Source organism: Atopobiaceae bacterium (assembly GCA_022483015.1).
Taxonomy (GTDB): Bacteria; Actinomycetota; Coriobacteriia; order Coriobacteriales; family Atopobiaceae; genus JALCUE01.
On the sequence record JAKVOB010000001.1, the window covers coordinates 179,037 to 203,743 of the forward strand.

The 24,707-nt window shown below is 63.2% G+C and carries 22 protein-coding genes and 1 pseudogene; 10 read left to right on the forward strand and 13 right to left on the reverse strand.

Going from position 1 to position 24,707, the window contains the following annotated elements:
* From LKE50_00795 to LKE50_00805, 3 genes are all read left to right on the forward strand, one after another.
* Entirely contained in the window at window positions 1-915 is a 915-nt protein-coding gene (locus LKE50_00795) for a cysteine synthase family protein (protein MCH3967181.1), read from the forward strand.
* A gap of 314 nt (window positions 916-1,229) precedes the next feature.
* The gene (locus LKE50_00800) at window positions 1,230-1,994 is read left to right on the forward strand and encodes a cyclase family protein (GenBank protein ID MCH3967182.1); all 765 of its coding nucleotides are present in this window, start codon (window positions 1,230-1,232) and stop codon (window positions 1,992-1,994) included.
* 5 nt (window positions 1,995-1,999) lie between these two features.
* On the forward strand, window positions 2,000-3,433 hold the full coding sequence (locus LKE50_00805; GenBank protein MCH3967183.1) for an APC family permease: 1,434 nt from the start codon (window positions 2,000-2,002) through the stop codon (window positions 3,431-3,433).
* 64 nt (window positions 3,434-3,497) lie between these two features.
* On the opposite strand, the gene LKE50_00810 is transcribed toward LKE50_00805, so the two are convergent.
* Entirely contained in the window at window positions 3,498-5,129 is a 1,632-nt protein-coding gene (locus LKE50_00810) for an NAD-dependent malic enzyme (GenBank protein ID MCH3967184.1), read from the reverse strand.
* Window positions 5,130-5,319: 190 nt separating this feature from the next.
* On the opposite strand from LKE50_00810, the gene LKE50_00815 reads away from it, so the two are divergent.
* Window positions 5,320-6,981: an alpha-glucosidase gene (locus LKE50_00815; GenBank protein MCH3967185.1), complete on the forward strand. Its 1,662-nt coding sequence runs from the start codon at window positions 5,320-5,322 to the stop codon at window positions 6,979-6,981.
* 30 nt (window positions 6,982-7,011) lie between these two features.
* Here LKE50_00815 and LKE50_00820 read toward each other — a convergent pair whose 3' ends face one another.
* The 3 genes from LKE50_00820 to LKE50_00830 all read right to left on the reverse strand — a co-directional run bounded on the left by LKE50_00820 (window position 7,012) and on the right by LKE50_00830 (window position 12,516).
* Complete coding sequence (locus tag LKE50_00820) at window positions 7,012-9,825, reverse strand: response regulator (GenBank protein MCH3967186.1); 2,814 nt, start codon at window positions 9,823-9,825, stop codon at window positions 7,012-7,014.
* A gap of 9 nt (window positions 9,826-9,834) precedes the next feature.
* Complete coding sequence (locus LKE50_00825) at window positions 9,835-10,131, reverse strand: STAS domain-containing protein (GenBank protein ID MCH3967187.1); 297 nt, start codon at window positions 10,129-10,131, stop codon at window positions 9,835-9,837.
* Between the two features lie 129 nt (window positions 10,132-10,260).
* Window positions 10,261-12,516 carry a SpoIIE family protein phosphatase gene (locus LKE50_00830; GenBank protein MCH3967188.1) on the reverse strand — a complete coding sequence of 752 codons (2,256 nt, stop codon included), beginning with the start codon at window positions 12,514-12,516 and terminating at the stop codon, window positions 10,261-10,263.
* Window positions 12,517-12,827: 311 nt separating this feature from the next.
* Between LKE50_00830 and LKE50_00835 the strand changes: the two genes are divergently transcribed.
* Window positions 12,828-13,901 (forward strand): hypothetical protein, encoded by a 1,074-nt coding sequence (locus LKE50_00835; GenBank protein MCH3967189.1) that lies wholly within the window; start codon window positions 12,828-12,830, stop codon window positions 13,899-13,901.
* A 65-nt stretch (window positions 13,902-13,966) separates the two neighbouring features.
* Complete coding sequence (locus LKE50_00840; protein MCH3967190.1) at window positions 13,967-15,649, forward strand: HD domain-containing protein; 1,683 nt, start codon at window positions 13,967-13,969, stop codon at window positions 15,647-15,649.
* 32 nt (window positions 15,650-15,681) lie between these two features.
* Here the strand turns inward: LKE50_00840 and LKE50_00845 are convergent, their stop codons facing one another.
* Complete coding sequence (locus LKE50_00845) at window positions 15,682-16,344, reverse strand: HXXEE domain-containing protein (protein MCH3967191.1); 663 nt, start codon at window positions 16,342-16,344, stop codon at window positions 15,682-15,684.
* A 64-nt stretch (window positions 16,345-16,408) separates the two neighbouring features.
* Window positions 16,409-17,164, reverse strand: coding sequence for a hypothetical protein (locus tag LKE50_00850; protein MCH3967192.1), 756 nt, complete (start codon window positions 17,162-17,164; stop codon window positions 16,409-16,411).
* A 114-nt stretch (window positions 17,165-17,278) separates the two neighbouring features.
* Between LKE50_00850 and LKE50_00855 the strand changes: the two genes are divergently transcribed.
* The gene (locus LKE50_00855) at window positions 17,279-17,851 is read left to right on the forward strand and encodes a hypothetical protein (protein ID MCH3967193.1); all 573 of its coding nucleotides are present in this window, start codon (window positions 17,279-17,281) and stop codon (window positions 17,849-17,851) included.
* 253 nt (window positions 17,852-18,104) lie between these two features.
* On the opposite strand, the gene LKE50_00860 is transcribed toward LKE50_00855, so the two are convergent.
* Entirely contained in the window at window positions 18,105-19,076 is a 972-nt protein-coding gene (locus LKE50_00860) for an FUSC family protein (protein MCH3967194.1), read from the reverse strand.
* A gap of 115 nt (window positions 19,077-19,191) precedes the next feature.
* Complete coding sequence (locus LKE50_00865; protein ID MCH3967195.1) at window positions 19,192-19,578, reverse strand: hypothetical protein; 387 nt, start codon at window positions 19,576-19,578, stop codon at window positions 19,192-19,194.
* A 129-nt stretch (window positions 19,579-19,707) separates the two neighbouring features.
* Here LKE50_00865 and LKE50_00870 point away from each other — a divergent pair, with 129 nt between their 5' ends.
* A complete protein-coding gene (locus LKE50_00870) occupies window positions 19,708-20,253 on the forward strand; it encodes a TetR/AcrR family transcriptional regulator (GenBank protein ID MCH3967196.1) in 546 nt (181 codons plus the stop codon).
* Window positions 20,254-20,405: 152 nt separating this feature from the next.
* Here the strand turns inward: LKE50_00870 and LKE50_00875 are convergent, their stop codons facing one another.
* The 5 genes and pseudogenes from LKE50_00875 to LKE50_00895 form a co-directional block, all read right to left on the reverse strand.
* Window positions 20,406-20,903 carry an AAA family ATPase gene (locus tag LKE50_00875; protein ID MCH3967197.1) on the reverse strand — a complete coding sequence of 166 codons (498 nt, stop codon included), beginning with the start codon at window positions 20,901-20,903 and terminating at the stop codon, window positions 20,406-20,408.
* A gap of 12 nt (window positions 20,904-20,915) precedes the next feature.
* Complete coding sequence (locus tag LKE50_00880; protein MCH3967198.1) at window positions 20,916-21,197, reverse strand: DUF4143 domain-containing protein; 282 nt, start codon at window positions 21,195-21,197, stop codon at window positions 20,916-20,918.
* 371 nt (window positions 21,198-21,568) lie between these two features.
* Window positions 21,569-21,958, reverse strand: a complete 390-nt coding sequence (locus tag LKE50_00885; GenBank protein MCH3967199.1) for a hypothetical protein — start codon at window positions 21,956-21,958, stop codon at window positions 21,569-21,571.
* Window positions 21,959-21,979: 21 nt separating this feature from the next.
* Window positions 21,980-22,006: pseudogene (locus LKE50_00890) on the reverse strand (hypothetical protein).
* A gap of 33 nt (window positions 22,007-22,039) precedes the next feature.
* Window positions 22,040-22,351 carry a hypothetical protein gene (locus tag LKE50_00895; GenBank protein ID MCH3967200.1) on the reverse strand — a complete coding sequence of 104 codons (312 nt, stop codon included), beginning with the start codon at window positions 22,349-22,351 and terminating at the stop codon, window positions 22,040-22,042.
* A 1,045-nt stretch (window positions 22,352-23,396) separates the two neighbouring features.
* On the opposite strand from LKE50_00895, the gene LKE50_00900 reads away from it, so the two are divergent.
* Both LKE50_00900 and LKE50_00905 read left to right on the forward strand, forming a co-directional pair.
* Entirely contained in the window at window positions 23,397-23,618 is a 222-nt protein-coding gene (locus LKE50_00900) for a hypothetical protein (protein MCH3967201.1), read from the forward strand.
* Window positions 23,619-23,698: 80 nt separating this feature from the next.
* On the forward strand, window positions 23,699-24,631 hold the full coding sequence (locus tag LKE50_00905; GenBank protein MCH3967202.1) for an N-acetylmuramoyl-L-alanine amidase: 933 nt from the start codon (window positions 23,699-23,701) through the stop codon (window positions 24,629-24,631).
* Window positions 24,632-24,707: the final 76 nt, after the last annotated feature.

The following is a 24,707-nucleotide window of genomic DNA, read 5'->3' on the forward strand; positions in this document are numbered from 1 at the left end:
ATGGGACATCACTACGAGTCCATGCACGAGCTGGTCGGGCACACGCCCATGGTGAGACTCAGCCACGTGGGAGCGCCCGAGGGCGTGGGGCTCTTCGCGAAGCTCGAGCTCTGGAATCCCTCGGGCAGCGTGAAGGACCGGACGGGCATGTACATGGTCCAGGACGCCGAGCGTCGGGGCCTACTCCATCCGGGCTCGACCATCGTGGAGGGGACCGCGGGCAACATGGGCCTAGGAATCGCCTTCGCAGCCCTGGGCAAGGGCTACCGCGTCATCTTCGTGGTGCCCGAGAAGTTCAGCGAGGAGAAGCAGACCCTCATGCGCGCCCTGGGCGCGGAGATCGTGAGCACATCCCAGGAAGGCGGAATGTCGGAAGCGGCCTCCAAGGCTGACGAGCTCGCGTCGAGCATCCCTGGAGCCGTGGCCTTAGGGCAGTTCCACAACCAGGCGAACCCGCAGGCCCACTACGAGACCACGGGGCCCGAGATCTGGGACGACCTCGATGGGGACATCGACTGCTTTGTGGCCGGTGCCGGATCGGGAGGCACGTTCACCGGCATCATGCGACTCCTCAAGGAGAGGGACCCGAGCATCCGAGGGATCCTGGCCGACCCCGTGGGATCGACCATGGGTGGCGGCACGCATGCCGACTATGCCACCGAGGGCATCGGGAACGACTTCGTCGCCGAGACCATGGACATGTCACTCGTCGACAAGGTGGTCAAGGTCGATGACGAGAAGGCCTATGAGGGATCCCGTCTGCTCGCACGTGAGGAAGGCATCATCGCCGGTTCGAGCTCGGGAGCAGCCCTTGCCGCGGCCCTGGAGGTGGCACGGGGGATGCATGCGGGGACCGTGGTCACGCTGTTCCCCGACCGTGGGGATCGCTACTTCAGCAAGCATCTGTTCGCCTAGGAATGGCGATGTGCAGAGAGTGCTTGACAGGGCACGGCACGAGTGGCATCCTGTTCATCACATTAATTCCTAGTACATTACTAGGTGTTAGTGAACGACCAAGACGACATGAGAGGAGCGGCACCATGAGCAACGTGACATCGGGCACAGAGAGGAAGATGCGCATGTGCATGTGTGGCATGATGCCGCACACACCATAGGCCACTCTTCCACAACCAACGGTTGCGCCCGAGTGACCTCGGGGCCGCAGCCACCGTAGCAGCCCGCACACCGCGGGCTTTTTCTTACCGATCACACTTGAGAGGAATGACGACATGAGCCTTCTGGACACATTCGAACGGCTGGAACGGTACCGATGGGTCGAGCTCTCGCACCACCTCGATGACGACTCCCCCTACTGGGGAGGGCTCGACGAGGGCGCCGTGGAGATAGGCAGGACGGTGCTCGACTTCGATTCCGACGTACTCTCCTGCCTGATCCAGACCTTCAAGTTCCCAGGCCAGTTCGGGACGCACGTCGACTTTCCCGGTCACTTCGTCAAGGGAGGGAAGCTCTCCGATGCCTATGACCAGAAGCAGCTCGTCTTTCCCCTGGTAGTCATCGACATCTCCGACAAGGTCTCCAAGTCCCCCGACTACGAGCTGACCCTTGACGACATCCATGAGCACGAGTCGAGGCACGGCATCATCCCGGCCGGATCCTTCGTAGCCCTTCGGACCGACTGGTACAAGCGTTGGCCGAGTGGTGATGCCCTTGCGAACCTTGACGAGACAGGCCACGAGCACGCGCCTGGCTGGACGATCGAGACCCTTAGGTTCCTGTTCGAGGAGCGAGGGGTCAAGGGAACGGGCCACGAGACGTTGGACACCGACGCATCCGTGGGGGCCGAACGCACAGGTGACCTGGTCGCAGAGCGTTTCGTCCTGCAGCAGGGCAAGATCCAGATCGAGCTTCTCGCGAACCTCGATCAGGTACCCGCGACAGGCGCCGTCCTCTTCGCCTCGGTACCGCGGATAGATGGGGCCACGGGACTTCCGGCTCGCGTATGGGCAATCGTCGACGATGGTAACGAGGAGTAGAGATCATGGCTGAGACTTCATCTACTGGAACGCTTCATAAGGATGCACTTGGTTTCTTCGAGGTGATTGCCCTCTCCGTGGCAATACTTGCGCCCACGTTCGCCTCTTCGATGAACTTCGGTATGATCGCCGCGGATGCAGGGTCATCGGTGAGCCTCGTCTTCGTCATCTCGGTGGTCTCCCTTCTCTTCGTAGCGACGGCCTTCGTCAAGTTCGGGTCGAGATACTCCTCGGCAGGTTCGGCCTACACCTATATCGAGGTCGGCCTGGGAAAGCATGTCGGTGCCCTCAGCGGCTGGGCGCTCCTGCTCACCTACACTTGCTGGACGGCCGGCTGCTCGTCGGCCTTTGGTTACCTGTTCGGCCAGTTCGTGCTCGAGCTGACCGGCATCGACATCTCCTGGGTCGTCTTCACGCTCCTCGCGCTTGCGGGGATATGGTACATAACGTATTCCGACGTACACCTGAGCACACGCCTCATGCTCGTGGTGGAGCTCATCGCTGTGGCCCTGCTCCTGGTAGGTCTCATCTCCATCGCAGTGCAGGTGGCTGGGACGACCGGTCTGAGCATCGCTCCGTTCCAGACGTCCGGGGACACCACGGCCACGGGCATCGGTACCGGCATGGTTGCCGCTATCCTGAGCTTCGGCGGGTTCGAAGGGGCTGCCAGCCTGGGCGAGGAGACGAGGAACCCTCACAAGTACATCCCGGTCGCCATCCTGAGCACCGTCATCTTCGCTGGCATCGTCTATGTCTTCGTCAGCTTCGTCGAGGTGAACGCCTACGGTCTCTCGCCAGAGGGTATCGCCGCCTTCGCCTCATCGGGTTCTGCTGTGGTGGAGCTCTCCTCACGCTACCTGAGTCCGACGTTCACCACGATCATCACGTTGTTCATCAGCATCTCGGCCTTCTCGACGGCACTGGGGTCGATGACTGCAAGCTCACGCGTCCTCTACCAGCTGGCAAAGGATGGTAAGGCGCCTATCTCGCTCGGGAAGGTCCATCCCCGCCATCAGACCCCTTCCGTGGCAGACGGTGTCATCACCGTCGTCGCAGTGGCAACCGTTCTCGCGGTCTTCCTCGGGTCCGGTGCCACCATCGACGGCTTCCTCGTGTTCCAGTACGTCGGCACCATAGGCACCATCGCGCTCGTACTCGTCTATCTGCTCACCTGCATAGCCGCGATTGCCGAGTTCGGGGTCAAGAGCCACGAGTGGACCTGGCAGAACATCTTCCCGGCCGCTGGCAGCGTCTTGTTGGCCTACGTGCTGTGGGCCAACGTGGCCCCCGATGCCCTCGAGTTCCCCTTCAACATCTTCCCCTTCGTCGTCATAGCGTTCCTCGCCGCAGGCTACGCAGTGACGAGCATCATCTGGAGGAGAAGCTCGACCGACCCGCAGGTCAGCACGAGCGCAGAGGGCGCGACCTCACAGGCCTGATGCACCAAGGTCCTGCGTGTCACGACAGGCGGGGCCCATCGTTGACTCGACGGTGGGCCCCGACCTAGTAGAGAGGGCTCCAGGCAGCGGCATCGAGCGCGGCGTCGACGTCATCCGCTGGCACGCGTGCCAGGCCCTCGTCCATCGCCGTCGTCGCGACGGCCTCGGCCACACGGCGGGTGATGCGAGGCAGCTCGGCCATGGGCGGCAGGACCGGGGCACCCGGTGTCTCCACGTCGACGAGGTCGGCAAGGGCGCGGGCGCCGGCAAGCAGCATGGACCTGCTCACGACCTTGGCGCAGATGACCATGGCCCCCAGGCAGATGCCGGGGTACATGAGGGCGTTGTTGCCCTGCCCGATCCTATGGGTGATGCCGGCCACCTCGACCGGGTCGGAGGGCGTCCCCGTGACCACGAGCGCGCGTCCTTCGGTCCAGGCGAGCACGTCTGCAGCCGCGGCCTCGGCAAGCTTCGTGGGGTTCGAGATGGGGGCGATGAAGGGCCGATCGCAGCCCTGGGCCATGGCCTTGCAGACCTGCTCGTCGAAGGAACCATGCACCGTCGAGGTCCCGACGAGCCCGAACGGCCGGACGGCCAGGATGACATCGGCCAGGCTGGTGAGGTCGAGTCCCGCGGGAAGCTCGGAGCGGTCATGGGCATAGCGCCCCTGCCCCTCGGTGAGGTCATCGAGGTCGGACGTGACCAGCCCCTGCCGGTCGAAGGCGTAGATGCGCGAGGAGGCGTCCTCCTTGCTCAGCCCACCGAACGAGACCATCCCGTCCACGATCTGGTCGGCGATGCCGATGCCCGCCGTGCCGGCTCCGAAGATGACGACACGCATGTCGTCGTAGCTCGCGCCTGCCACACGCCGTGACGCCTCGAGCGCACCCAGCACCGTGACCCCCGTCCCCTGGATGTCGTCGTTCAGGGTGAGGACGCGGTCGCGATAGCGCTCGAGGATGGGCGCCGCGCAGGGGCGTCCGAAGTCCTCCCAGTGGAGGAGCGCCTTGGGGTAGAGGTCGAGTGCCGTGGTCACGAAGGCGTCGATGAAGGCGTCGTACCTCTCGCCACGGACACGATGCTCACGGAGCCCGAGGTAGCGCGGGTCATCCAGGAGCTGCTGCCGGTTGGTGCCGCAATCGATCATGACCGGGAGGATCTGGGCCGGGTCGATGTGGGCGGCCGCCGTGTAGACGGCGAGCTTGCCCGTGAGGATCTCCGCCCCGTTCACGCCCCAGTCGCCGATGCCGAGGATGCCCTCGCCGTCGGTGGCCACGACGAGGCGGATGTCCGCGCCCACGCCGGCGAACTGGGTGAGCGCGCGGCGGATTCCCTCGGGATGCTCCACGTCCACGTAGGCGACGGAGCTGCCTGAGTAGTGGTCGCAGTACCCCTCGATGGACTGGGCCACCGTGGGCGCATAGACGACGGGCATGTACTCAGAGAGGTGCCTCTCCATGCTGAGGTAGAACAGCCTCGTGTTGGTATGGCAGACGTCCATGAGGTACATGCGGCGCGCGAGGTCGGTGGGCTGGGCGAGGAAGCGCTCCCAGACCTGGGCCTCCTGCTGGTCCTGGGTCTCTAAGGCCGCAGGGAGCAGGCCGTCGATACCGAGGTCGAGGCACTCCTCCCGCGTGAAGGCGCACCCCTTGTTGGTCAGGGGGTCAGACAGGATGGCGCGACCGCTCTCGTTCATGCTTGGGTCCTCTCGTGTGGGTTGATGCCATCATGACAGACCGAGCCACCGGAGTGGGGGCGAACCCCCGGCTGTCACGGATGCAGGTGCCGACCGCCCACCGATGGGACGTCACTCTCGCCGTCCGAAGTGTCACCATGTTGATTGAACAACTTGAGAAGACCAGTGACTGGCAGATGGAGGAGCGCCCATGTCCGATTCGCTGAAGTGGTGGCAGAGGACCATCGTGTACGAGGTCTACCCCAAGAGCTTCCTCGACACGAGGGGCCAGGGGACGGGCACCATACAGGGCATCACGTCCAAGCTCGACCACCTCGCCTCGCTCGGCGTCGGCGCCGCCTGGCTCACCCCCGTCTACGCCTCCCCTATGGTCGACAACGGCTATGACGTGGCCGACTACTATGCCATCGACCCAAGCTTCGGGACCATGGCCGACATGGACGAGCTCATCGCCCGTGCCGGCGAGCGCGGCATCCGCATCGTGATGGACCTCGTGTTCAACCACACATCCGACCAGAACTCGTGGTTCGTCGACTCCGCCTCGTCACCCACGGCCGAGCACGCCGACTGGTACATATGGCGCGACGCCAGACCCGACGGCAGCGCCCCCACCAACTGGCGCAGCATCTTCGGGGGTTCGGCATGGGAGTGGTGCGAGGCACGGCAGCAGTACTACCTGCACACCTTCGCCCCCCAGCAGCCCGACCTCAACTGGGCGAACCCCCGCGTCCGCTCCGCGCTCTTCGACGTGGCCAACTTCTGGGCCGACAAGGGCGTGGGCGGCTTCCGCGTGGACGCCGTGACCTACATCAGGAAGCCCGACGAGTTCCGCGACGGCACGCCCGACGCCGATGACGGCATGGTCCGCATCCATGACATGACCGCCAACACGCCCGGCATCCTCGACTACCTCCATGAGTTCAAGGACGCCGTCTGCGACGGGCGCGACATCTTCACCGTGGGCGAGGCCAACGGCGTCGTCGCGTCCGACCTGCCCCTCTGGGTGGGCGACGACGGCGTCTTCGACATGGTCTTCGAGTTCTCGCACATGCACGTCCCCATGGGTTCCGCCGAGGTCTGGTACGAGGCTCCCGCCTGGAGGCTCACGGAGCTCAAGGCAGCGCTTGCCGCATCCCAGGCCAACACCGCGACCACGGGCTGGTACCCCATCTTCTTCGAGAACCACGACCAGCCGAGGTCGCCCTCCAACTTCCTCCCAGCGGGCGTGGACCCTGCCCTGGCCGCGAAGGTGCTGGCGACGGTCCTGCTCACCCTGCGGGGCACGCCCTTCGTCTACCAGGGCGAGGAGCTCGGCTACACCAACGTGGCCTGGCCCTCGATCGACGACTACGACGACGTCTCGTCCGCGTCGCAGTACGCCTCCGCGATCGCGGCCGGCCTCACGGCGGACGAGGCCCTGAGGTGCGTCCATCGCTTCAGCCGTGACAACGCCCGCACCCCCCTGCAATGGACCGACGGCAGCCACGCGGGCTTCTCCACGGGCACGCCCTGGCTTCCCGTGCACGACGACTACGCCACGGACAACGTCGAGGCGCAGGATGCCCAGAAGGCCTCCGTGCTCTCCTGGTACCGACGGCTGGTCGCCCTCCGCGCCTCGCACGAGGAACTCGTGTCGGGCGACTACGTCGAGCTCATGCCCGCGAGCGAGCAGGTCCTCGCCTTCCAGAGGACGGCAGGGGCCAGAAAGGCCGTCGTGCTCGCGAACCTCTCGGACGAGGACGCGCCCTACGAGGCATCGCTCGTCGACGGCATGGGGCTCCTCGCATCCACCTACGGCGACTCGCTCGCAGGGACCCTCCGCCCTCTGGAGTCCGTCGTCTTCGAGGCGTAGGCACGGCCGTCACCCCGCGTCGGCAACCCCCTAGGCCTTCCTGCCCACCTGCTCGGCGATCAGGTCGAAGAGCACCTGTGGGTCTATGGGCTTGGAAAGGTGGGCGTCCATCCCGACCTCGAGGCTCGCCCTCACGTCCTCCTCGTACGCGTTGGCGCTCATCGCGATGATGGGGACCGTCTTGGCATCAGGGCGGTCGAGGGCACGGATGGCGCGCGTGGCATCGAGGCCGTCCATGACCGGCATGCGGATGTCCATCAGGATGACGTCGTACGCCCCCGTCTCGGCCTCCGAGAACGCCGTGAGGCCTGCCTGCCCGTCCGCCTCATGCCGGACGTCGCAGCCCTGCCTCTCGAGGAGACGCTGCGCGACGAGCGCGTTGACGTGGTTGTCCTCGCAGAGGAGCACCTTGAGCCCCGTGAGGTCCACGGGCTCGTGCTCCTTGGGAATCCCCTGCGCCAGAGCGGCCTGCCGCCCCTGCGAGACGTCCTGGACGGCTGGCGCGGCCGCGTCCCTCGAGCGGTAGCGATAGGGCAGGGTCACCGAGAAGGTCGTGCCGACGCCCAGCGCGCTCGTCACCGAGATGTCACCGCCCATGGCGCGTGCCGTCCTCCGCGCGAGCGCGAGCCCCAGCCCCGTCCCCGGGATGGCGCCCGTGCCCTCGAGGCGCTCCTGCGCGAAGGGGGTGAACACCTGCCTCAGGAACCCCTCGCTCATGCCGCACCCGTCATCCGAGACCGTGAGGAGGTCGCACGTGTCCTCCTCGTCATGGCTCAGGTTCTTGACGGCGATCGTCACATGGCCTCCCTCGCCGGTGAACTTGAGGGCATTGCTCAGCAGGTTCATGAGCAGCCGCTGCGTCTTGGGGACGTCCATGTAGTACTCGTAACCAGCGACACCCGTACCCTGTGGGTACTCGAAGTGGATATGCTTCGACTCCATCTCGGGGGCGACCATGCTCACGCAGGGGATGAGGGCCTCCATGGGAGGGGCCCATGTGCAGTTGAGCGTGAAACGGCCGCTCTCGATGCGGCTCATGTCGAGGATGTCATTGAGGATGTGGAGCAGGTACTCGCTCGATTCCTTGATGTGCTGGAGGTCCTCCCTCGTCCCAGGCTCCTTGGTCTCGTCGAGGGCGAGCTGGGTCATGCCGATGATGGCGTTCATGGGGGTGCGGATGTCATGGCTCATGTTCGAGAGGAACTCGCTCTTGGCGCGGCTCACGCCCTCCGCCTTGCTCAAGGCCTCCTGCAGGACCTGCTGCTGCTTGAGGTCCTGCTCGTAGATGTCGGTGATGTCCCGGCTGGCGAGGACGATGTCCTCATGGGTGTCATCGAGATAGAAGGCCCGCGTCCGCTTGCAATGCGGCTCGCCGTCCTCGCCCATGCGCAGGTAGGTGATCTTGTCGACCGCCCCTCCCTGCGCCCCCTCGACCAACGCGTCGCGCGAGAAGAACCTCCGCACCTTGGCGACGTCCTCCGGCACGATGCCCTCGAGCACGGGGGCGTCCCCACCGAAGAGCGCGGCATCATAGTCGAACCCCTCGCCAAGCGCCTGGCCACGGTCCGCATAGTCGTCGCGCAGACGGAGCAGCACGGCCTTGCCCGAGACCACGCTCAGGAGCATGACGAAGTCGGTCTCCTCGTCTATGACCCCATCTGCCACGAGGGAGCGCTTCCTCTCGAGGTCGACGTCACGCACGAAGACGTAGGCGACGACGTCGTCCGTGTCGCAGTCACGCTCCATCCTGCTGTCCGCGCTCAGCCAGTGGAGGCACCCGTCATCGAACCGGACGCGGAAGTCCATGCTGCGCTCGGGCATCCCGCCGTCGAACAGGTCGAGGTTCGTGATGCGGTCGAACCGTGACGCGAGCAGCGCACGGTCACTCTCGACGGGCATGCCCTGCCTCAGGAGGGCCACGCACTCCGATCCGGTCTTGTTGTCCAGCGACCGGTCCTGCGGATGGTGCACGTTCCGGTACTCCGTCACGATGTCGCGTGTGACGTCATAGGTGATGGTGACCAGGCTGTCCTGCTCGAGGAACTGCCGCCGGTTGCGCTCGAGCTCATACTGAGCCTTGACCTGGCTGTTCGCACGCTCGAGGTGCTGCTTCGTCGCCATGGTGTGGTCATAGTCGGAATACCCGCAGTAGACGATGGTCGTATCGTCTATGCGCCTCACCACCGACGCGGAGACGCTCAGCCACTTGTAGGAGCCGTCGCCGCAGAGGTTCCGATATACGGTCGTGGCGACCTCGTCCCTGGTGGAGAGGCCCCTGATGAACCTCGAGACCGCCTCCTTGTCATCGGGATGGACCCCGCGTATGGGGTCGTCCCCCACCCGCCCCTCATGTTGCGCACGGGTCTCGCCGACCATGCGCAGGAAGCCCTCGTTCATGTAGACCTGGTGGGCGACGTCACCCCGTATCTCATAGATCCCGATGCCGGCCGGCATGAGGTCGAGCAGGTCCTGCTGGCGCAGGCGCTCGGCATGATCCTCCGTGACGTCCATGTCGTACTCGAGGAGGAGCCTCCGTCCGCCGACCTCGAGGACGGTGCTGCGGATCCTGATATAGAGGCCGACCTTGGGATAATGGCGTATGGACTCCAGGGACTCCCCGCACTCCAGGCTGCAGCCCGCGCAGTCCTTGCAGGGGGCATCGAGGCCACGCAGGTACGAGAAGCACGTCTCGCCAGGACGGGGAGACACACCGAGGTGCATCAGGTCCTTGAAGGCCTGGTTGATATAGACGACCTCATGTGTCGCGACATCGCTGACCATGATGCCGACATCAGATACCTCGGCAATACCCCTGAACAGGACCGACTCGTCCGGCGGCGTCATGGGACGGGCCTACTTGATCGTGAGAATGTCCGAGAACCCCGTCATGTCGAAGACCTCCATGACCGCATCACAGGCATTCACGATGGTGAGCGACCCTTGGGATGCCATGCGCTTCTGCGCGGCAAGGAGGACGCGGAGGCCCGCCGAGGAGATGTAGTCGATCTGGGCGAAGTCGACGACGAGGTCGACGATGCCGTCAAGCGAGGAGTCGAGCTCCTCCTGGAGCTGGGGCGAGGTGTTGGTATCGAGCCGACCCACGAGCCCGATGGTGAGCGTCGTGCCATCCTGATGCTTGATGATGTCCATCGAGACCTCTTCCGTCAGACGTTTCCGCTTGGGTGGCCAGCGACGCCACGCATGCATAGCGCCATTGTAGACACCGCGAGCCCCGCCACGCGAAGGAACCAACGAGCGGTAGCACACGGTCGGGCACCGTCACGAATCCGAGGGGACCCTCTTGCTCAGGGTGAGGACGTTGAGGCCGTTCGTATAGTGGTAGGCCATCCCGTCCATCATGCCCTTCACGAGGATGATGCCGCGCCCGCCTATCTCCTCGACGCCATGGGGATGGGGGGAACCACCCGTGGGGTCGAAGGGCACGCCGGCGTCGATGAAGCGGAGCACCACCTGACCTCCCTCGACGGCGAGCTCGACCGTCGCCTCGCCAGGGGCGGCGCGGCCGAGGGAGCCCGCACCGCGCACCCCCTCGGGGGGAGCGGGGGCCAGCGCCTCTTCCCCACCAGGGGCGGCGATGACGCCTTGCCGCTTAGCATCACCCGAGGCAGATGTCGTATATGCGTACCTCATGATGTTCGAGAAGACCTCGTCCTGGACCACCATGACCTGCGCGATGAGGCGAGGGGGGAGATGCCCCTGGGTGAGCCAACCCTCGATGAAGTCCGCCACGACGGCGCAGGCCTCGAAGGTCGCCGGGACGCGCAGATAGCTCCCGAGGAGGTTGATGCGCAGACCGAGCATGGTGATGTCATCGGACTGCTCGGCCCCATCGACGAACCCTGCGATGTCCTGGCGCACCGCGGGCAGCAGCTTGGTCGGGTCCTTCTCGTCGGAGGAGGCAAGGGCATGTTGCAGGCGGTCCTCGCCGAAGAGCTCGCCGGCCCCGTTCATGGCCTCGGTCACGCCGTCCGTGTACAGGAAGATGTCGTCCCCCGCCTGGAAGTCGAACTCGCAGGTCCGATAGGTGACGCCCGCCATGCCGGCCAGCACGAAGTTCGGACGTGACTCGACGAAGAACCAGTCCTTGGACCCGCCGTGGCACATGAGCGGCGGGTTATGCCCGGCGTTGGCGAACTGCGCATGGCCGTTCGAGAGGTCCACGAGCAGCGCCCAGGCGGTCACGAACATACCTGCGCCGTTCTCGGCACAGAGACGGTCGTTGGCGAGCTCGAAGGCCTTGGCCGGGGTCCTGCCGGCCATCATGTGGTCCTTGATGTAGGACTTCGCGGACATCATGACCAGGGAGGCAGGCATGCCCTTGCCAGACACGTCGGCCATCACGACGCCCAGATGCGTCTCGTCCACCAGGAAGAAGTCGTAGAAGTCACCACCGACCTCGCGCGCCGCCTGCATCGTGGCGAAGATGTCGAAGTCGATGCGACCAGGCCAGGGCGGGAACACGCTCGGCAGGGCGTTCGCCTGGATGGACGCGGCGAGGACCAGGTCCTTCCGCATGTGCTCCTGCTCGGTCTCGAGCAGGTTGTTGATGTGCTTGAGGTTGGTGATGTCCGATGCCGTCGCGATGAGGCCCTGATGCTCGTCGCTCCCAGGCAGGTCGATCGTCGTCAGCTGATAGTAATGGTCGTTCAGGAAGAACTCCTTCTGGTCGAGGCAGTGCCTCACCGAGGCGGGCAGGGGACTCCCGACGTCGAGGTCGCCCCACAGGTCGTTTGCCATCGCGTTCGAGAAGAGCAGCCTGCCCTCGGAGTCCAGGACGCAGACGACCTCGGGCATGGTGGCCACGATGGTCTCGAAGGCCTGCGGCAGGGCATCGAAGGCGCGCCTGCGCACGATGCAGTACGTGAGGATGCCGAGCGTGATGATCGAGCTCAGGGACGAGGGGTCGAAGCTCCCGAAGACGCCGAGTGCCTGGAGGAGCGACAGGAGGAGAGGCGTGGCCGCCGAGACGGTGAACAGGACGAGGATGGAGGTGTCACCCAGGAGGCGGTGCGTATGATGCGCATGGACGCTCATGGCGATGGTCGAGCAGAACATGAAGATCTGCACCGCACTGTTGATGTACTCGAACGGACCGTAGTCGAGAAGCACGCCCGGCAGCAGCTCCCCGGTGGCGATGCCCGTCGGGGTGAAGTACAGGGGCTGGTACCTTCCCGGAAGGGCCATCAGGCAGCCGATCCCCACCTCGAGCGCAAGGGCGACGCGAAGCCACGTGGGCACCTTCGCCTGGCACCAGTCGGCGATGAAGAGGTAGTAGAGATAGAGGGAGAGGTTGCCGCAGACGAACTCGAGGGTGACGCCAGCGGAGGCACCGTCGATCGACTGGGCGTTGAGCTCCATGAAGTAGCCGATGCAGGTGAATCCGGCGATGAAGCCCATGCAGAGCATGAGCGACTTGGCATTCGACGCGCGGCAGCGAAACAGCACGTCCGTGTTCCAGGCAACGAGCCAGAGGCCCAGCAGAAGGGAGATGTCCACGAGGTTGAGCGGTGTCATCGCAATCGCCTGGCTTCCAGATGATGAGTCCGGGCGAGGTAGGTGACGACCTCGCCCGCATCGACCCTGACGGGGCCCAGTCTATCATTACAGGAGATGGGCTTCGGTCATCCGCGACCATGGTAGGCACCATCCGAGACGCGAGAGGTCCTTCTCGACCGGAACGTCTGACGGGCGCTCCCCACGTACGCTCATCCCCTCCATCATGACCGCCCATGCCATTGCGGACGCGCCGGCATGAGGGGGCGCCCTATACTCCGTTCATACCAGGCCGACGGCCAGATGCGAGAAGCCAAGGGATTGGATGCCGGATGGACGAACACTCAAAGGCGATCCTGGACCAGTACCGTGAGGCTCGGCCGACCTTCGTCAGGATGCAGGGCATCGTCCTCGACACCCTCAGGGACAGGTTGCAGGCCAACGGCCTTGCGGTCGGAGGCCTGGAGGCACGCGTCAAGACCGAGGAGAGCCTCGCAGGAAAGCTCGAGCTCAAGGGCCTTAAGTACCATGGCCTCTCGGACATAACGGATATTCTCGGCGTCCGCGTCATCACGTTCTACACCGACGAGGTCGATGCCATCGCGAACATCGTGAGGGACACCTTCGACATCGACTGGGAGAATTCCGTCGACAAGCGCAAGCTGCTGAGCCCTGACCAGTTCGGCTACATGTCACTGCACTACATCTGCACCATCCCGAAGGAGCTCTTCCATGACGAGGGCTGTCCCGGAATCAACCGGTACCGCTTCGAGATCCAGATGCGCACCGCCCTACAGCATGTCTGGGCGAGCATCACCCACGACACCGGCTACAAGTCCGACATCGAGGTCCCGACCGAGTACGTCAGGGACCTGTCGCGCCTCGCTGGTGTGCTCGAGCTCGCTGACGACGAGTTCGTCCAGGTCCGCAACCATATCAATGACTATCGTGATGGCATCAAGGAGCTGATCGCCACCGGGGACTACGACAAGGTCTCGCTCGATGGCGACACGTTCAAGCTCTATCTCAAGACCAATCCCTTCGATGCCTTGGCCCAGAGCATGGCCGAAGAGAACGGGGCGGAGCTCTACAAGGTCAGCGAGTGGCCCTACCTGGCAGCCCTCAAGCAGATGGGCATGGAGACGCTCGCCGACATCGAGCGCATGCGGACAGACGATGCCGAGGATGCCCGCAGGTTCATCGCGAGCCAGCTCGAGGGCACCGACATCGACATCATCGCCACCACCGCGGCCCTGCACGTCCTCTGCATCGTTCACATCGTCAAGCACGGCGGCGGCGAGGCCGACATCAGGCGATTCCTCGAGGCCGTCTATGGGGAGCGAAGGTCGAACGCGGGATCGGCGCGACGCTACCTCGCCCGCGCGAACGAGGTCGGCATCGGATAGGGGACGTCGGGCACAGGGTATATCTAGGTAGTCTTGCCGTGCGGTCACCGAAACAAGGAGACGTCATGGAACTCGACACCACGCTTCTGGACAGGGCCATCATCTTCGCCGTCAAGGCGCATGCGGGCACGGAGCGCCGCGGGAAGGGCTTCCCCTACATCGTCCACCCCATGGAGGCCGTCGAGATCGTGGCCACGATGACGACCGACCAGGAGCTCCTCGCCGCAGCGGCGCTCCATGACGTGGTCGAGGACACCGACGTCACCATCGGTGACGTGGCCGACGAGTTCGGTGATCGGGTCGCGGAGCTGGTCGCGTCCGAGAGCGAGGTCCCCGTCGAGGGGATGAGCGAGGAGGCCTCCTGGCACGGACGCAAGCAGGCCGCCATCGACCGCTTGGCGGCAGCCACCACTGACGCCAAGATGGTCGCCTTGGGCGACAAGCTCTCGAACATGCGTGCCATCGCTCGCGACCACGCCAAGCTGGGCGACGAGCTCTGGCAGCGGTTCCATACCACCGATTCTGCCGAGCACGAGTGGCACTACCGCGGGCTGGCGGCCTCGCTCTCCGAGCTCGCCGACACGAGCGCCTACCGTGAGTTCGTCTGGCTCATCGACCGGACCTTCACCAGCGGCACGGATACGTTCTCCCTCGAGCATGACGGTGACGTGCTCCACGTCACGGGCGCGATCGGCAGGGACGAGGCAAGCGCGTTGGTGGCTGAGCTCGGTGCGCCCATGACCGTCCTGGACTTCGCTCGCGTCACCTCGGTCGACTTCGCTGCCCTGAGGGTTCTCCTCGACTGCCGACAGGATGGCGGCTCCTTCAGGGTCTCGAACGCATCGGACGAGGTGTACATGCGCTTCGAGACCACGGGCACCTCGAGGTTCATAAGCGTGTGCCGTCGTCCGCGCGAGTTCGACATGTCCACGGTCAAGCGCCAGGGCGAGGGATGGACCGCCGAGAGCTACACCAGCGCCGACGGGGACTCGATGGTGAAGCTCTATCAGGCATCCATGCCCCAGGGCATCATCGAGACCGAGAAGGTCCAGGCACAGGCCGTGCTGTCATGCGGCATCCCGACCCCCCTCTCGGGCGACCTCATCAAGGTGGGAGACCGCCACGGCGTCACGTTCGAACGCATCACCGGCAAGAGGTCCTTCTCGCGGCTCGTCGCCGACGACCCGGACCACATCGAGGCCTACGCGGCGCAGTTCGCCGAGGCGTGCAGGCAGCTCCACTCGACCCCGTGCGACACGCGCGCCTTCCCCTCGGTCACGGAGTACTACCGCGGGGTCCTCGGGCGCGAGGCCTTCTGGCCCGATCCCGTGCGCACGACCTTGGGCGCCTTCCTCGACGGCATCGACGAGACCGGCCGCTGCGTGCATGGCGACCTGCATATAGGCAACGTCATCAGGGCAGACGGCAAGTGCCTCTTCATCGACCTCGCCGACTTCGGCTATGGCAACCCCGACATCGACCTGGGCTCGATGTACTTCACGATGTGCTTCACGCCCGAGGACATCGCGCACAACCTGTTCCATCTCGACAGCGAGACCATGCAGCGGTTCTGGAAGCTGTTCGTCCCCCACTACTATGGCACCGACGACCCGGCGAGGATCGCAGAGATCGAACATGGCCTGTACCCATATGCAGCCCTCAGGCTGCTCTACATCTCCCGGCATGTGGAGGGGCCCGAGCCACCGGAGGCGACACTCCGGATGATGCGCACGTTCCTCTTTGGCTAGATCATGAGGTCGAAGACCCTGGCGGGCACGATCTATCGCTCGAACTTCTCGAAGTAACCATCACCCCAGGTATAGCCATAGGGCGTGTCCTTGTCCTTGCAGATGCGCTCCGAGAGGGGAAGCGCCACCGCCATGAGGACCGCACCGAGTGCGACCGCACCGATCACGTCGGGAAGCGTGAGACCGGCCTCGACAAAGAAGGACACCACATAGGCCACCGTGAGCGGGAAGTACCCAAGCCATGAGGTGGCGAACCCCGGGTCGTAGATGGTCCGCTTCCCTTGGGCGCGGTACCGCTTGAGCGCCCAGAACCCCGAGGTCGTGTGAGCGAAGAGTTCGCCGACCCCCTGGAGGCATTGCATGAGCGCGAACATCGGCCCTACGCCGATGACAAGCATGGCGATACCGACGAGGGTGCCTATCCAGTTGGTCCACATGTCCGAGAGCTGGTTCATGGGATAGCGGTCGGGTGTCTTGGAGTCAGCCATGACGTTGTACATGTAGTGGAACCCGCCCGGGAAACGCCACTCCTCCAGCACATGGAAGGAGAGCATCGCCGTGGAGAGGGCCACGAGCTTGGTCTGGAGATCCCAGACGTCCCAGTTGGCCACTACGAGCCCGATAAGGACCCCGGCTATGAGCACCATCACATAAAGCCAGATGGAAAGCCATGCCTTTGTCAGCCTCTGTCTCATATCAGGCCACCTCCCAAGGGTTGCCGCCGATCGTGGCGGCGACCCCACTACGTTGCCTTGCAGACTAGTCGAACTTCGTGAACTCGGGGTCGAAGAAGACCTTGTCCTGATTGGCGAAGAGGATGGGAGCGACATCCTGGACGCGACCGGTCTCCTGGATATTGTGATGGATCCACTGCATCCCGGAGGTCTTGCTGTAGAGCTTGGGGATGACCGCCTTGTTGAAGGCCTTGGCCTCGGCACCGCCCTCGGTCATGCCCACCATGGTCTCGGCATAGAAGGTGGAGCCACCCTCGCAGGGTCCGAAGACATGCTTCACATGACCGGTGGCCTTGCCGCCCTTCATCACGTTGAAGGTGAACTCATGCTCGTTGAGGCACACGGTCTCCATCTCGAAGTAGATGACATCGTTGACCTCGCCGGTAAGCTCATGGATGCGCGACTTCGCACCCTCACGGAAGCCGAGGTTCTTGGTACCATCCGCGGCATCGGTAAGGGGCGTCACGGCGACGTGGTCGCGGTTGTGCCACAGATGGTAGATCGAGACCTCGGGGCCAGAGAAGTCGATGCCGTTCCAGGTGGTGCAGCACCCCAGATGCTCGAAGAACCACACGATCATCTCTGGTGTCACTCCCTCGAGGTCATCATGCTGGACCTGCGCGAAGAAGCAGCCCCTCTCGTCCTGTACGTAGTCGGCCCACTTGGCCGAGCTCTCACGCTTGAACTGCTTCTTGCCAGCACGGACGAGCGCCTGCCTCGCGATCTCGTGGTCCTTGCGGAGACGGTCCATGTCCTTCACGTGCGTCTGGCTCTCCTTCATGCCGATCATCCTCTCGTCCTCATATATGATACGATTGTATCTAACGAGACGAATGTATCATTGGCATGATTGCGAGACAATCGCCTCGCAACGTGTAATACAGAAGGATTTGATATGTATCACGTCAAGGATGACATCCGCGCACGACGCTCCTCCGAGCTGCTCTATCAGGGTCTGCTTGCCATGCTCCAGGAGAAGGACTTCTCGAAGGTCAGCATCTCTGACATCTCGCGGGTCTCGACCGTCGGACGTGCCACGTTCTATCGGAACTTCGACGAGCTGGCCGACATCCTCTGGTGGAAGTGCGACCAGGACTTCTCGGAGGTGCTGACCTCGTTCGTGAGGTCCGAGCCGACCCTCGAGAGGCAGGACGAGCTGCTCCTCTATGTGCTCCGCTATTGGATGGGCCATTCGAAGGACCTCGAGACGCTCATGCAGGTCGGTCGCCTGGACATCATCTACAACTGCTTCGTGGACAATGCCGGCATCGTCCTCGACTACTTGCACGGACGAGGCATCAAGATGTCGACCAGGAACTACACATACTTCATCTCCGTGCGAGCCGGCTTCTTCGTGGGCATGATGCGCGCGTGGATGGAGAACGGCAAGCATGAGTCCGCCGAGGAGGTCGCCCGCATCGTGAGCGAGCAGCATGGCGAGGTGATGAGCGCTGGGGTCATCGTATGAGCATCGGCCAGCGGAGCTGCCCGATGCTACGTGCGCCCTTATCAACTCTCAATCTACCTGCGATAACGTTGCATTCTGGCGCATAGTGTGACGGGGTGTCCTGGGGCCGGACCACTCCAACTCCATGGGTGAATCCGTGCGCCTAGTACCCACGGCCCGCAGCAATGCCATCTGGAGCTTCTGGTCCCTCATTCTGTAGTCTTGAGTGCTACCCATTGCCACCTCCCAACGGTTTGCGTCCTCGACTCCAATCTCATGCGATTCGGTGCGACCCATCCTCAGGCTCGGAGTACACCTCCTTGGCAAAGATTGATACCACCCGACAGGAGACCAGGGAGAATGCCACACCCAACAGGCCGCAGAGGAAACGCTCCGCAATGATGTCCTGGGTCAGATAGGGTTGTCCCAGTGAGTTTCCCGTCATCGCCATCAGGGCGACCATCGAGCTCCCGATTATGTAGCACCATGGCTTCTCGCCAACCTTCGGCATGAACGTCAACGCGACGAGCATGGCCGGAACGTACACCCATACCCTGATGCCCAGCGACACGGCGAAATGCTCGAACAGCCAAGCAATCGAGCAGCCGATCGTAACACCGATTGCGAAGTTCAGCCCGCGAATCGTAAGCGTGTCGAGGTCATCACCAATGAGCACGGCACCAGTGGCAAGGAGGACCCACTGCCCCCGGAAGTCCCGAAGCCGATAGGCGATGATGCCCGCCACGAACAGGAGAAGGCAATGGACCAGGATGCGCAGGGGCATACGTTCGTCCCGCTGGAGCAGTAGGCGATACTTGGTGATGACCTCATGCCGCAGACCGTCCTGCGGCCAGAGAGGAAGGCCCTTCAAACAGGACGGCACGACGTTCGCCGCGCAGACGAGGAGGGTAATCCCTGCCTCGACGCCGGCCACCGTCCCGAGGATGCCTTCCGGGAGACCGGCATTGCAGCCGATGACGAGACACATGGCGATGAAGAAGTACATGGGGAAGGGCAGTTCGTTCGCATTCGTGATGAAGTAGAAGACGTAGTAGACCACCGGAAAAACGAAGGCGACGACGAGCGGTCGGTTACCGATCAGCAGTCCCGCCGTGAGCGAGACCATCATGGATGCGGTGAGTACGAGGGTCGGGAGCAGGCCCCCGACAATGGAACGATCATCTTCCAAGCTAATAGCTCCTCTCGGTGGAGTCGTCGTCTGCCATGGCTGGCAGAAGTGCTGCATTCGTTCTGGATGGTCCATGCCATGGCCCGGACCGCTCGTGACGATAACGGGCTGCCCAAGCCATGACCCATCCGTTGAGTGACGGACGTCCGAAGTGCTTCTAGCCGCGTCCGCCTCAGAGCCTCTTCAGAGGGTTGATGCCGTTGGCCTTGAGTTCCTTCCAGATGAGGACGCAGTACCAAAGGTCGAAGACGAAGCACACGGCGTTCAGCGACCCCACGAAGTACCAGTCGGTCGCATGGGACATGCAGAACGAGATACCGACGGTCAGTGAGGTACCGATGAACTTCGTGAGAGCGATGTAGAAGGACTGGCCATCGATAGGATGCCCATAGTGCTTCCTCGTATAGAACATCTGGATGAACAGCACGCTCATGATGGCGTTCTGGATGAAGGCGATGAACTTCGCACCCTCCCTGGCAGAGTTATCGAAGAAGTAGCTGAAGTGGCTGAAGAAGTCCCCGCCGGTGAACATGATGAAGAACGCGAGCACGAAGCCCATCCCGTTCTCCTTGACTCGTATGTATATATGTATACGTTTGTATATTCTCGAGAAGGAGTATGTGATTCAGCCACAGCCAGAACGGTTGGCATAGGCGAACATGCGCACATTCACGGAAGTGAGCATCATATGCAGAGGAAGCTGTCGAGGACGAGAAGGGACATCATCGTCGCCCTCCTTGAGCTGCTGAAAACGAATAGCCTCGCCGAGATCACAATCACTCAGATCGCACAGGAAGCGAAGGTCGCAAGAAGGACGTTCTATCTGAACTACCAGAACAAAGAAGGGGTGATGAAGGACTACATCGAGGTGTTGTTCGATGAGTTCAGCAGATCCTTGCAGACAGCGGGGAGCAGAGACTCCCGACATGACACGATTGCATTCTTTCGCTTCTGGAAGGAACACCGGGAATTCCTCCTCTTGCTACAGAGGAACAGCCTTCTGAATCTGCTGCTTGATGAATATGAGCAGATGTTGGAAGAAACGACCCTGTTCAGCATCGAGAACGTCATGGAGAAGGACGTCGGCGCGAAGCAGATGCGCTATGTGAGGGTCGTATTGGCAGCTTCGCTCATGGGGATGCTGCTGGAATGGGTCGAGTCAGGTTTTCGCGAAGAGCCGGAAGAGCTCGCGGAAGTCATGGAGAACATGATGTACCACCGCAAACAAGAGTAGATGGACTCTGAGACTAGGTAGGAGGCGAATCCGTGCGCCCAGTTCCTCCTGTGCGTCGTGATGTCATCCGATGCCCCAGGTTCGCCGATTTGACGCTTCGTGTGGTACCCATCTGGTACCCGGCACCTCAAAACGAGTGCCTCCCCTCAAGGCTATCGGAGAGCCTCGATACGCCGCGCGACCTCGTCAGGGGAGAGCGAGGTCGTGTCGACTTTCTCGGTCTCGAGCGAAGCATAGAGCGGCAACCTGGTCACGCTCCTCTCGATGACGTCAGGCTCACGCAGGCCAGCGTCCACATCATGCGCCAGACGGTCACGAAGCGTCTGCTCGTCACAGGTGAGCGACACCGTGACGACACGTACGTCCTCGAGGTCGAGAGGCGACAGGATCCCATCGATGATGGACCGCTCGTGCATGACCCAGCAGAAGACGACGTTGTCGATGGCTGGGCAGGCGAGGAAGTTGGTCAGGCAGGTGACGATGTTGCCCATCACCATGCGCTTGGTCTCGTCCGTCACGCGAAAAGGATGCAGGTCCCAGCACCAGTCGCCATCGAGAAAGACGCTGTTCGGCAGGTCATCGGCCATAATCTTGCAGACGGTCGTCTTGCCCACGCCCATCGTGCCACCCACGACATAGAGCGTCCTCATGCCCGCGCCTCCCTAGATGGCCCAGACGGGAACGGCCTGCACGTCACGCGTGATGAGATAGGGCTCCTTCGTCTGGCAGATGACGGCGCCCTCCCCCACCTCGTAATCCGTAAGGGAGTCCAAGGCCGAGAAGTGCTTGATCGCATCGGTCCCGACGGTGAAGCCCGTCTTCACCTCCACGGGGTGCAGCACATGGCCCTCCTGTATGACGAGGTCGATCTCGCGCTTTCGGGAGTCACGGTAGAACCAGACGTCACGTACGTTCCTGCCCGCATTCATATAGCTCTTGAGCACCTCGGAGACCACGAAGGTCTAGCACCCGTGACGAGGACCACCTTCGACTGCCGGAGTCGCTCGTCAAGCGTCTCTTCTAACTCGCGCTCGATATACATGCGGATGCTCCCCTCTTTGGGTTCATCCTAGAGTGTACCGGTGAGTTTGCAAGATTTGGAGTTGTACTCCAAATCTTCTACTCCCACTCGATTGGTGAATCCGTGCGCCCAGTTCCTCCCGTGCGTCGTGATGGCGTGCCGTGTCCCAGGTTCGGCGAATCCGTGGTTTCATTGACACCCATTTGGCACCTCGGAGCCAACGACTATTGATCGGCCCATGACCGAGACGGACGCTCTCCCCCATCGCCACAGGGAAAGATGCCCCGGCGAGCCCTACCTCGCGACATATCCCGTGGACCGTCCGCGACCGACCTTCTCGATCGCACCCGCATCGAGGAGTTCTTTGAGCGTTCGCTCCACAGTGGTCTGGGATATGTCGGGGCACTCGACCAGGGTGTCTGACTTGGTGACCTTCCCGAGCCTTCCCTCGAAGTCGCGATACGCTGCCAGGACGGTACCCGGCAGGTACCGGACGATGGGAGCATAGTCGCAGGTCCCCTCGTGCCAGCCCACCAAGCTCTGACGCAGGGCGTCATGGTAGGCCTGCTTGGTCTGCTTGGTCTGCTTGGTCTGCTTGGTCTGCTCGATGATCCTCTCGATGCTGACGTACCTGCCGACCAGATACCCGCTCCGATAGAGGAGGAGCATAATCAGACGACTCATGCGTCCGTTGCCATCGTTGAGCGGGTGGATGCAGACGAAGTCGAACATGAACATGCAGGCAAGCAGCAGTGGGTCGTACCTCTACATCGAGACGGCATCACGGTACGTGGCGCATAGCCCCTCGACGGCGTCGGGCGTCTCAATGGCAGACAGTGGCCTGAAGCACAGGTGGCTTGCCCCAGCCGCATCGAACTCGACGATGGCGTTGTCCGAGTCCTTCCAGCGGCCTCCGTACGAGAACGCCGTATGACGGTAGAGGTCCCGATGGAGCTGGAGAATCACGCCGGGCTTGACCTCTATGTGCTCGTAGTCCTCGTGGATGGTCGCCAGCACGTCCCGATAGCCAGCGATCTCCGCCTCGTCGCGGTCCCGCGGCTCTATCCGCTGGGACACGAGCTTCGCGAGGCGGCCATCCGTCGTACGGATCCCCTCGATACGGTTGGAAGCCCCCGTGCTCTTGATCCGCGCCTCCTCGCAGAGTTTGTCGAGGACGTCGGGTTTGGTCGCGAGGTAGAGGTCCTACCTACCCTTGAACTCATGGATGGCAGACGCCATGTTGGTGATGTCTGGAGACATGAGGACGTCGGGAAGTCCAGTGTAGTCGAACGACCTCATTACGGTCCCTTCTGCCTCATCCATCTATTTACTGCATCATTTTGCGTTATTTGATGCAGATAGTACATGCATGGGACAGAGGGAGCGGCGACGTTGTCTGCATACGAGTCGGTCCTTCGATGCGCTGAGCAAAGGCCATGCTGGTCATCATGCCCATCGTGGACATGGAGAGCACCTCGTGTCCAGGTTGTATAGAGAATGGCCTGTAGTAGGCCCCGTCAGTACACGCCCCGCGACTTCCAATCCACAGGCGCACCGGTCTCCTCGTCATACTCCTTGCGCGATGAGTCGTAGCCCCTGTCACACACGGGGCACCAGACATAGGCCTCACCAATCGGGTCTCGGTCGCATGTCTTGGCCAGCATCTCATGTCCGCAGTTCAGACATGGATGGGGCATGGACTCGGGATGCGCCGCGAGCCACTGCCCATAGGTCATGCGCGGAGGCAACCCCCCATTGACTAGTGATAGCGCCATATTTCCCAGCTCCCCTTGGACGTCCCTGCCATCGCACAATGGCACCAAGCACACGTCATTGGCATGGGTCTCAGCCCTTGAACGGGATGCTGAGGATCCCCACTACCACCGCCAGCGGCGCTAGTAACGCGACTATCAGCATCTTGCCGATCGCCCTGAGCATGTCTGCCACCCTTCTCTCGTAGAGCTATGGGGCAGCGCAGACCCTATCACCCGACTGGGACACAAATGCCTCCCCACCACGTCGAGAGGCACAACAACATGATCGAGCGGACCTACAAGCTCGAGCGCGACATGGCCCTCGCCAGGAACGACATCGACACGATCAAGGAGGAAGCGAGGACGAGATGAGCGAGTTCCTGACCAGCAACGAGTGGCAATGGCGCCTGCTGCGCACCATTATCCGGGGAATACTGGGCGTGGTCGTGGCCAACGTCGACCTCATCATGGGCACCTGCGTGCTCGACCCCACATGGCGCGCGCTCACCGTGGCCATGGTGATGGCGGAGCTCTCGCCGGTGATGGCGGAGCTGGGTGCCACGACGGGGAAGGAGACAGACAATGGGTGACGTGACCGAGCCGACCGAGGCGGAGCTTTCCGCCATAGAGGACGGGCCCGAGGGCGCGCCTACGGGGTGGGAGGCCGAGAATGGCTGACGTGGCCGAGTTCATACAGTGCGACGCGCGCAACTACACGCCGGGCCGTCGCGGCTGCGGCATCTCGAACGTCGTGGTGCACTACGCCTCGACCGGTGCCTCGGCGCACGACAACCTGCTGTACTTCTCGCGCTCGGATGCCAAGGCGTCGGCCCACTACTTCATCGACAAGGACGGGACCCTGCGCCAGAGCGTACGCGAGGGAGACACGGCCTGGCACGCCGGCAACTGGGAAGTGAACCTACGTTCCGTGGGCGTCGAGGTGGTGAGCGCAGGCGAGGACTTCACCGAGGCGCAGGTCGCGACGCTCGCGAGCCTGGTGGCCGACCTCCGCGCCAGGTATGGCATCGGAGCCGGTGACGTCATCCGCCACTACGACGTGACGGGCAAGCTCTGCCCCGCACCCTACGTGGACGCAGGCAAGTGGGCAGCGCTCCATGCCCGCATCTGCGGTGGGGCGGCACCTGCCACGGGAGGCGGCGCCTCTGCGCCCTCCGGTGACGTGGCCGACCTGGCGAGGCGCGTAATCGCGGGAGAGTTCGGCAATGGCGACGCGAGGCGTACCGCCCTGGGAGACCGCTACCAGGAGGTGCAGGCCGAGGTGAACCGTATGCTGGGAGCTGAATCTGCACCGAGTGCCCCCGCGCCCGCCGTGGACGTGGACGAGCTCGCACGCAGGACCATCAGCGGCGAGTTCGGCAACGGCGACGCCCGCAGGGCGGCGCTGGGAACCGACTACGCAGCCGTGCAGGCCCGCGTGAACGAGATGCTGGGATGCGGCGGTGGCTCGGGCGATGCCGTGGACGTGGACTCCCTTGCCCAGGCCGTCATCAACGGCGACTACGGCAACGGCGAGGAGCGAAAGCGACGACTCGGTGCCAACTACGCCGCCGTTCAGATGCGCGTGAACGAGATCCTCTCGTGACGCGGGAGGACGTGCGCTGGGGAGCGGGACTCATGGCGGGCATGGCACTCATGGTGCTTGTGCTGCCGCTGGTGCT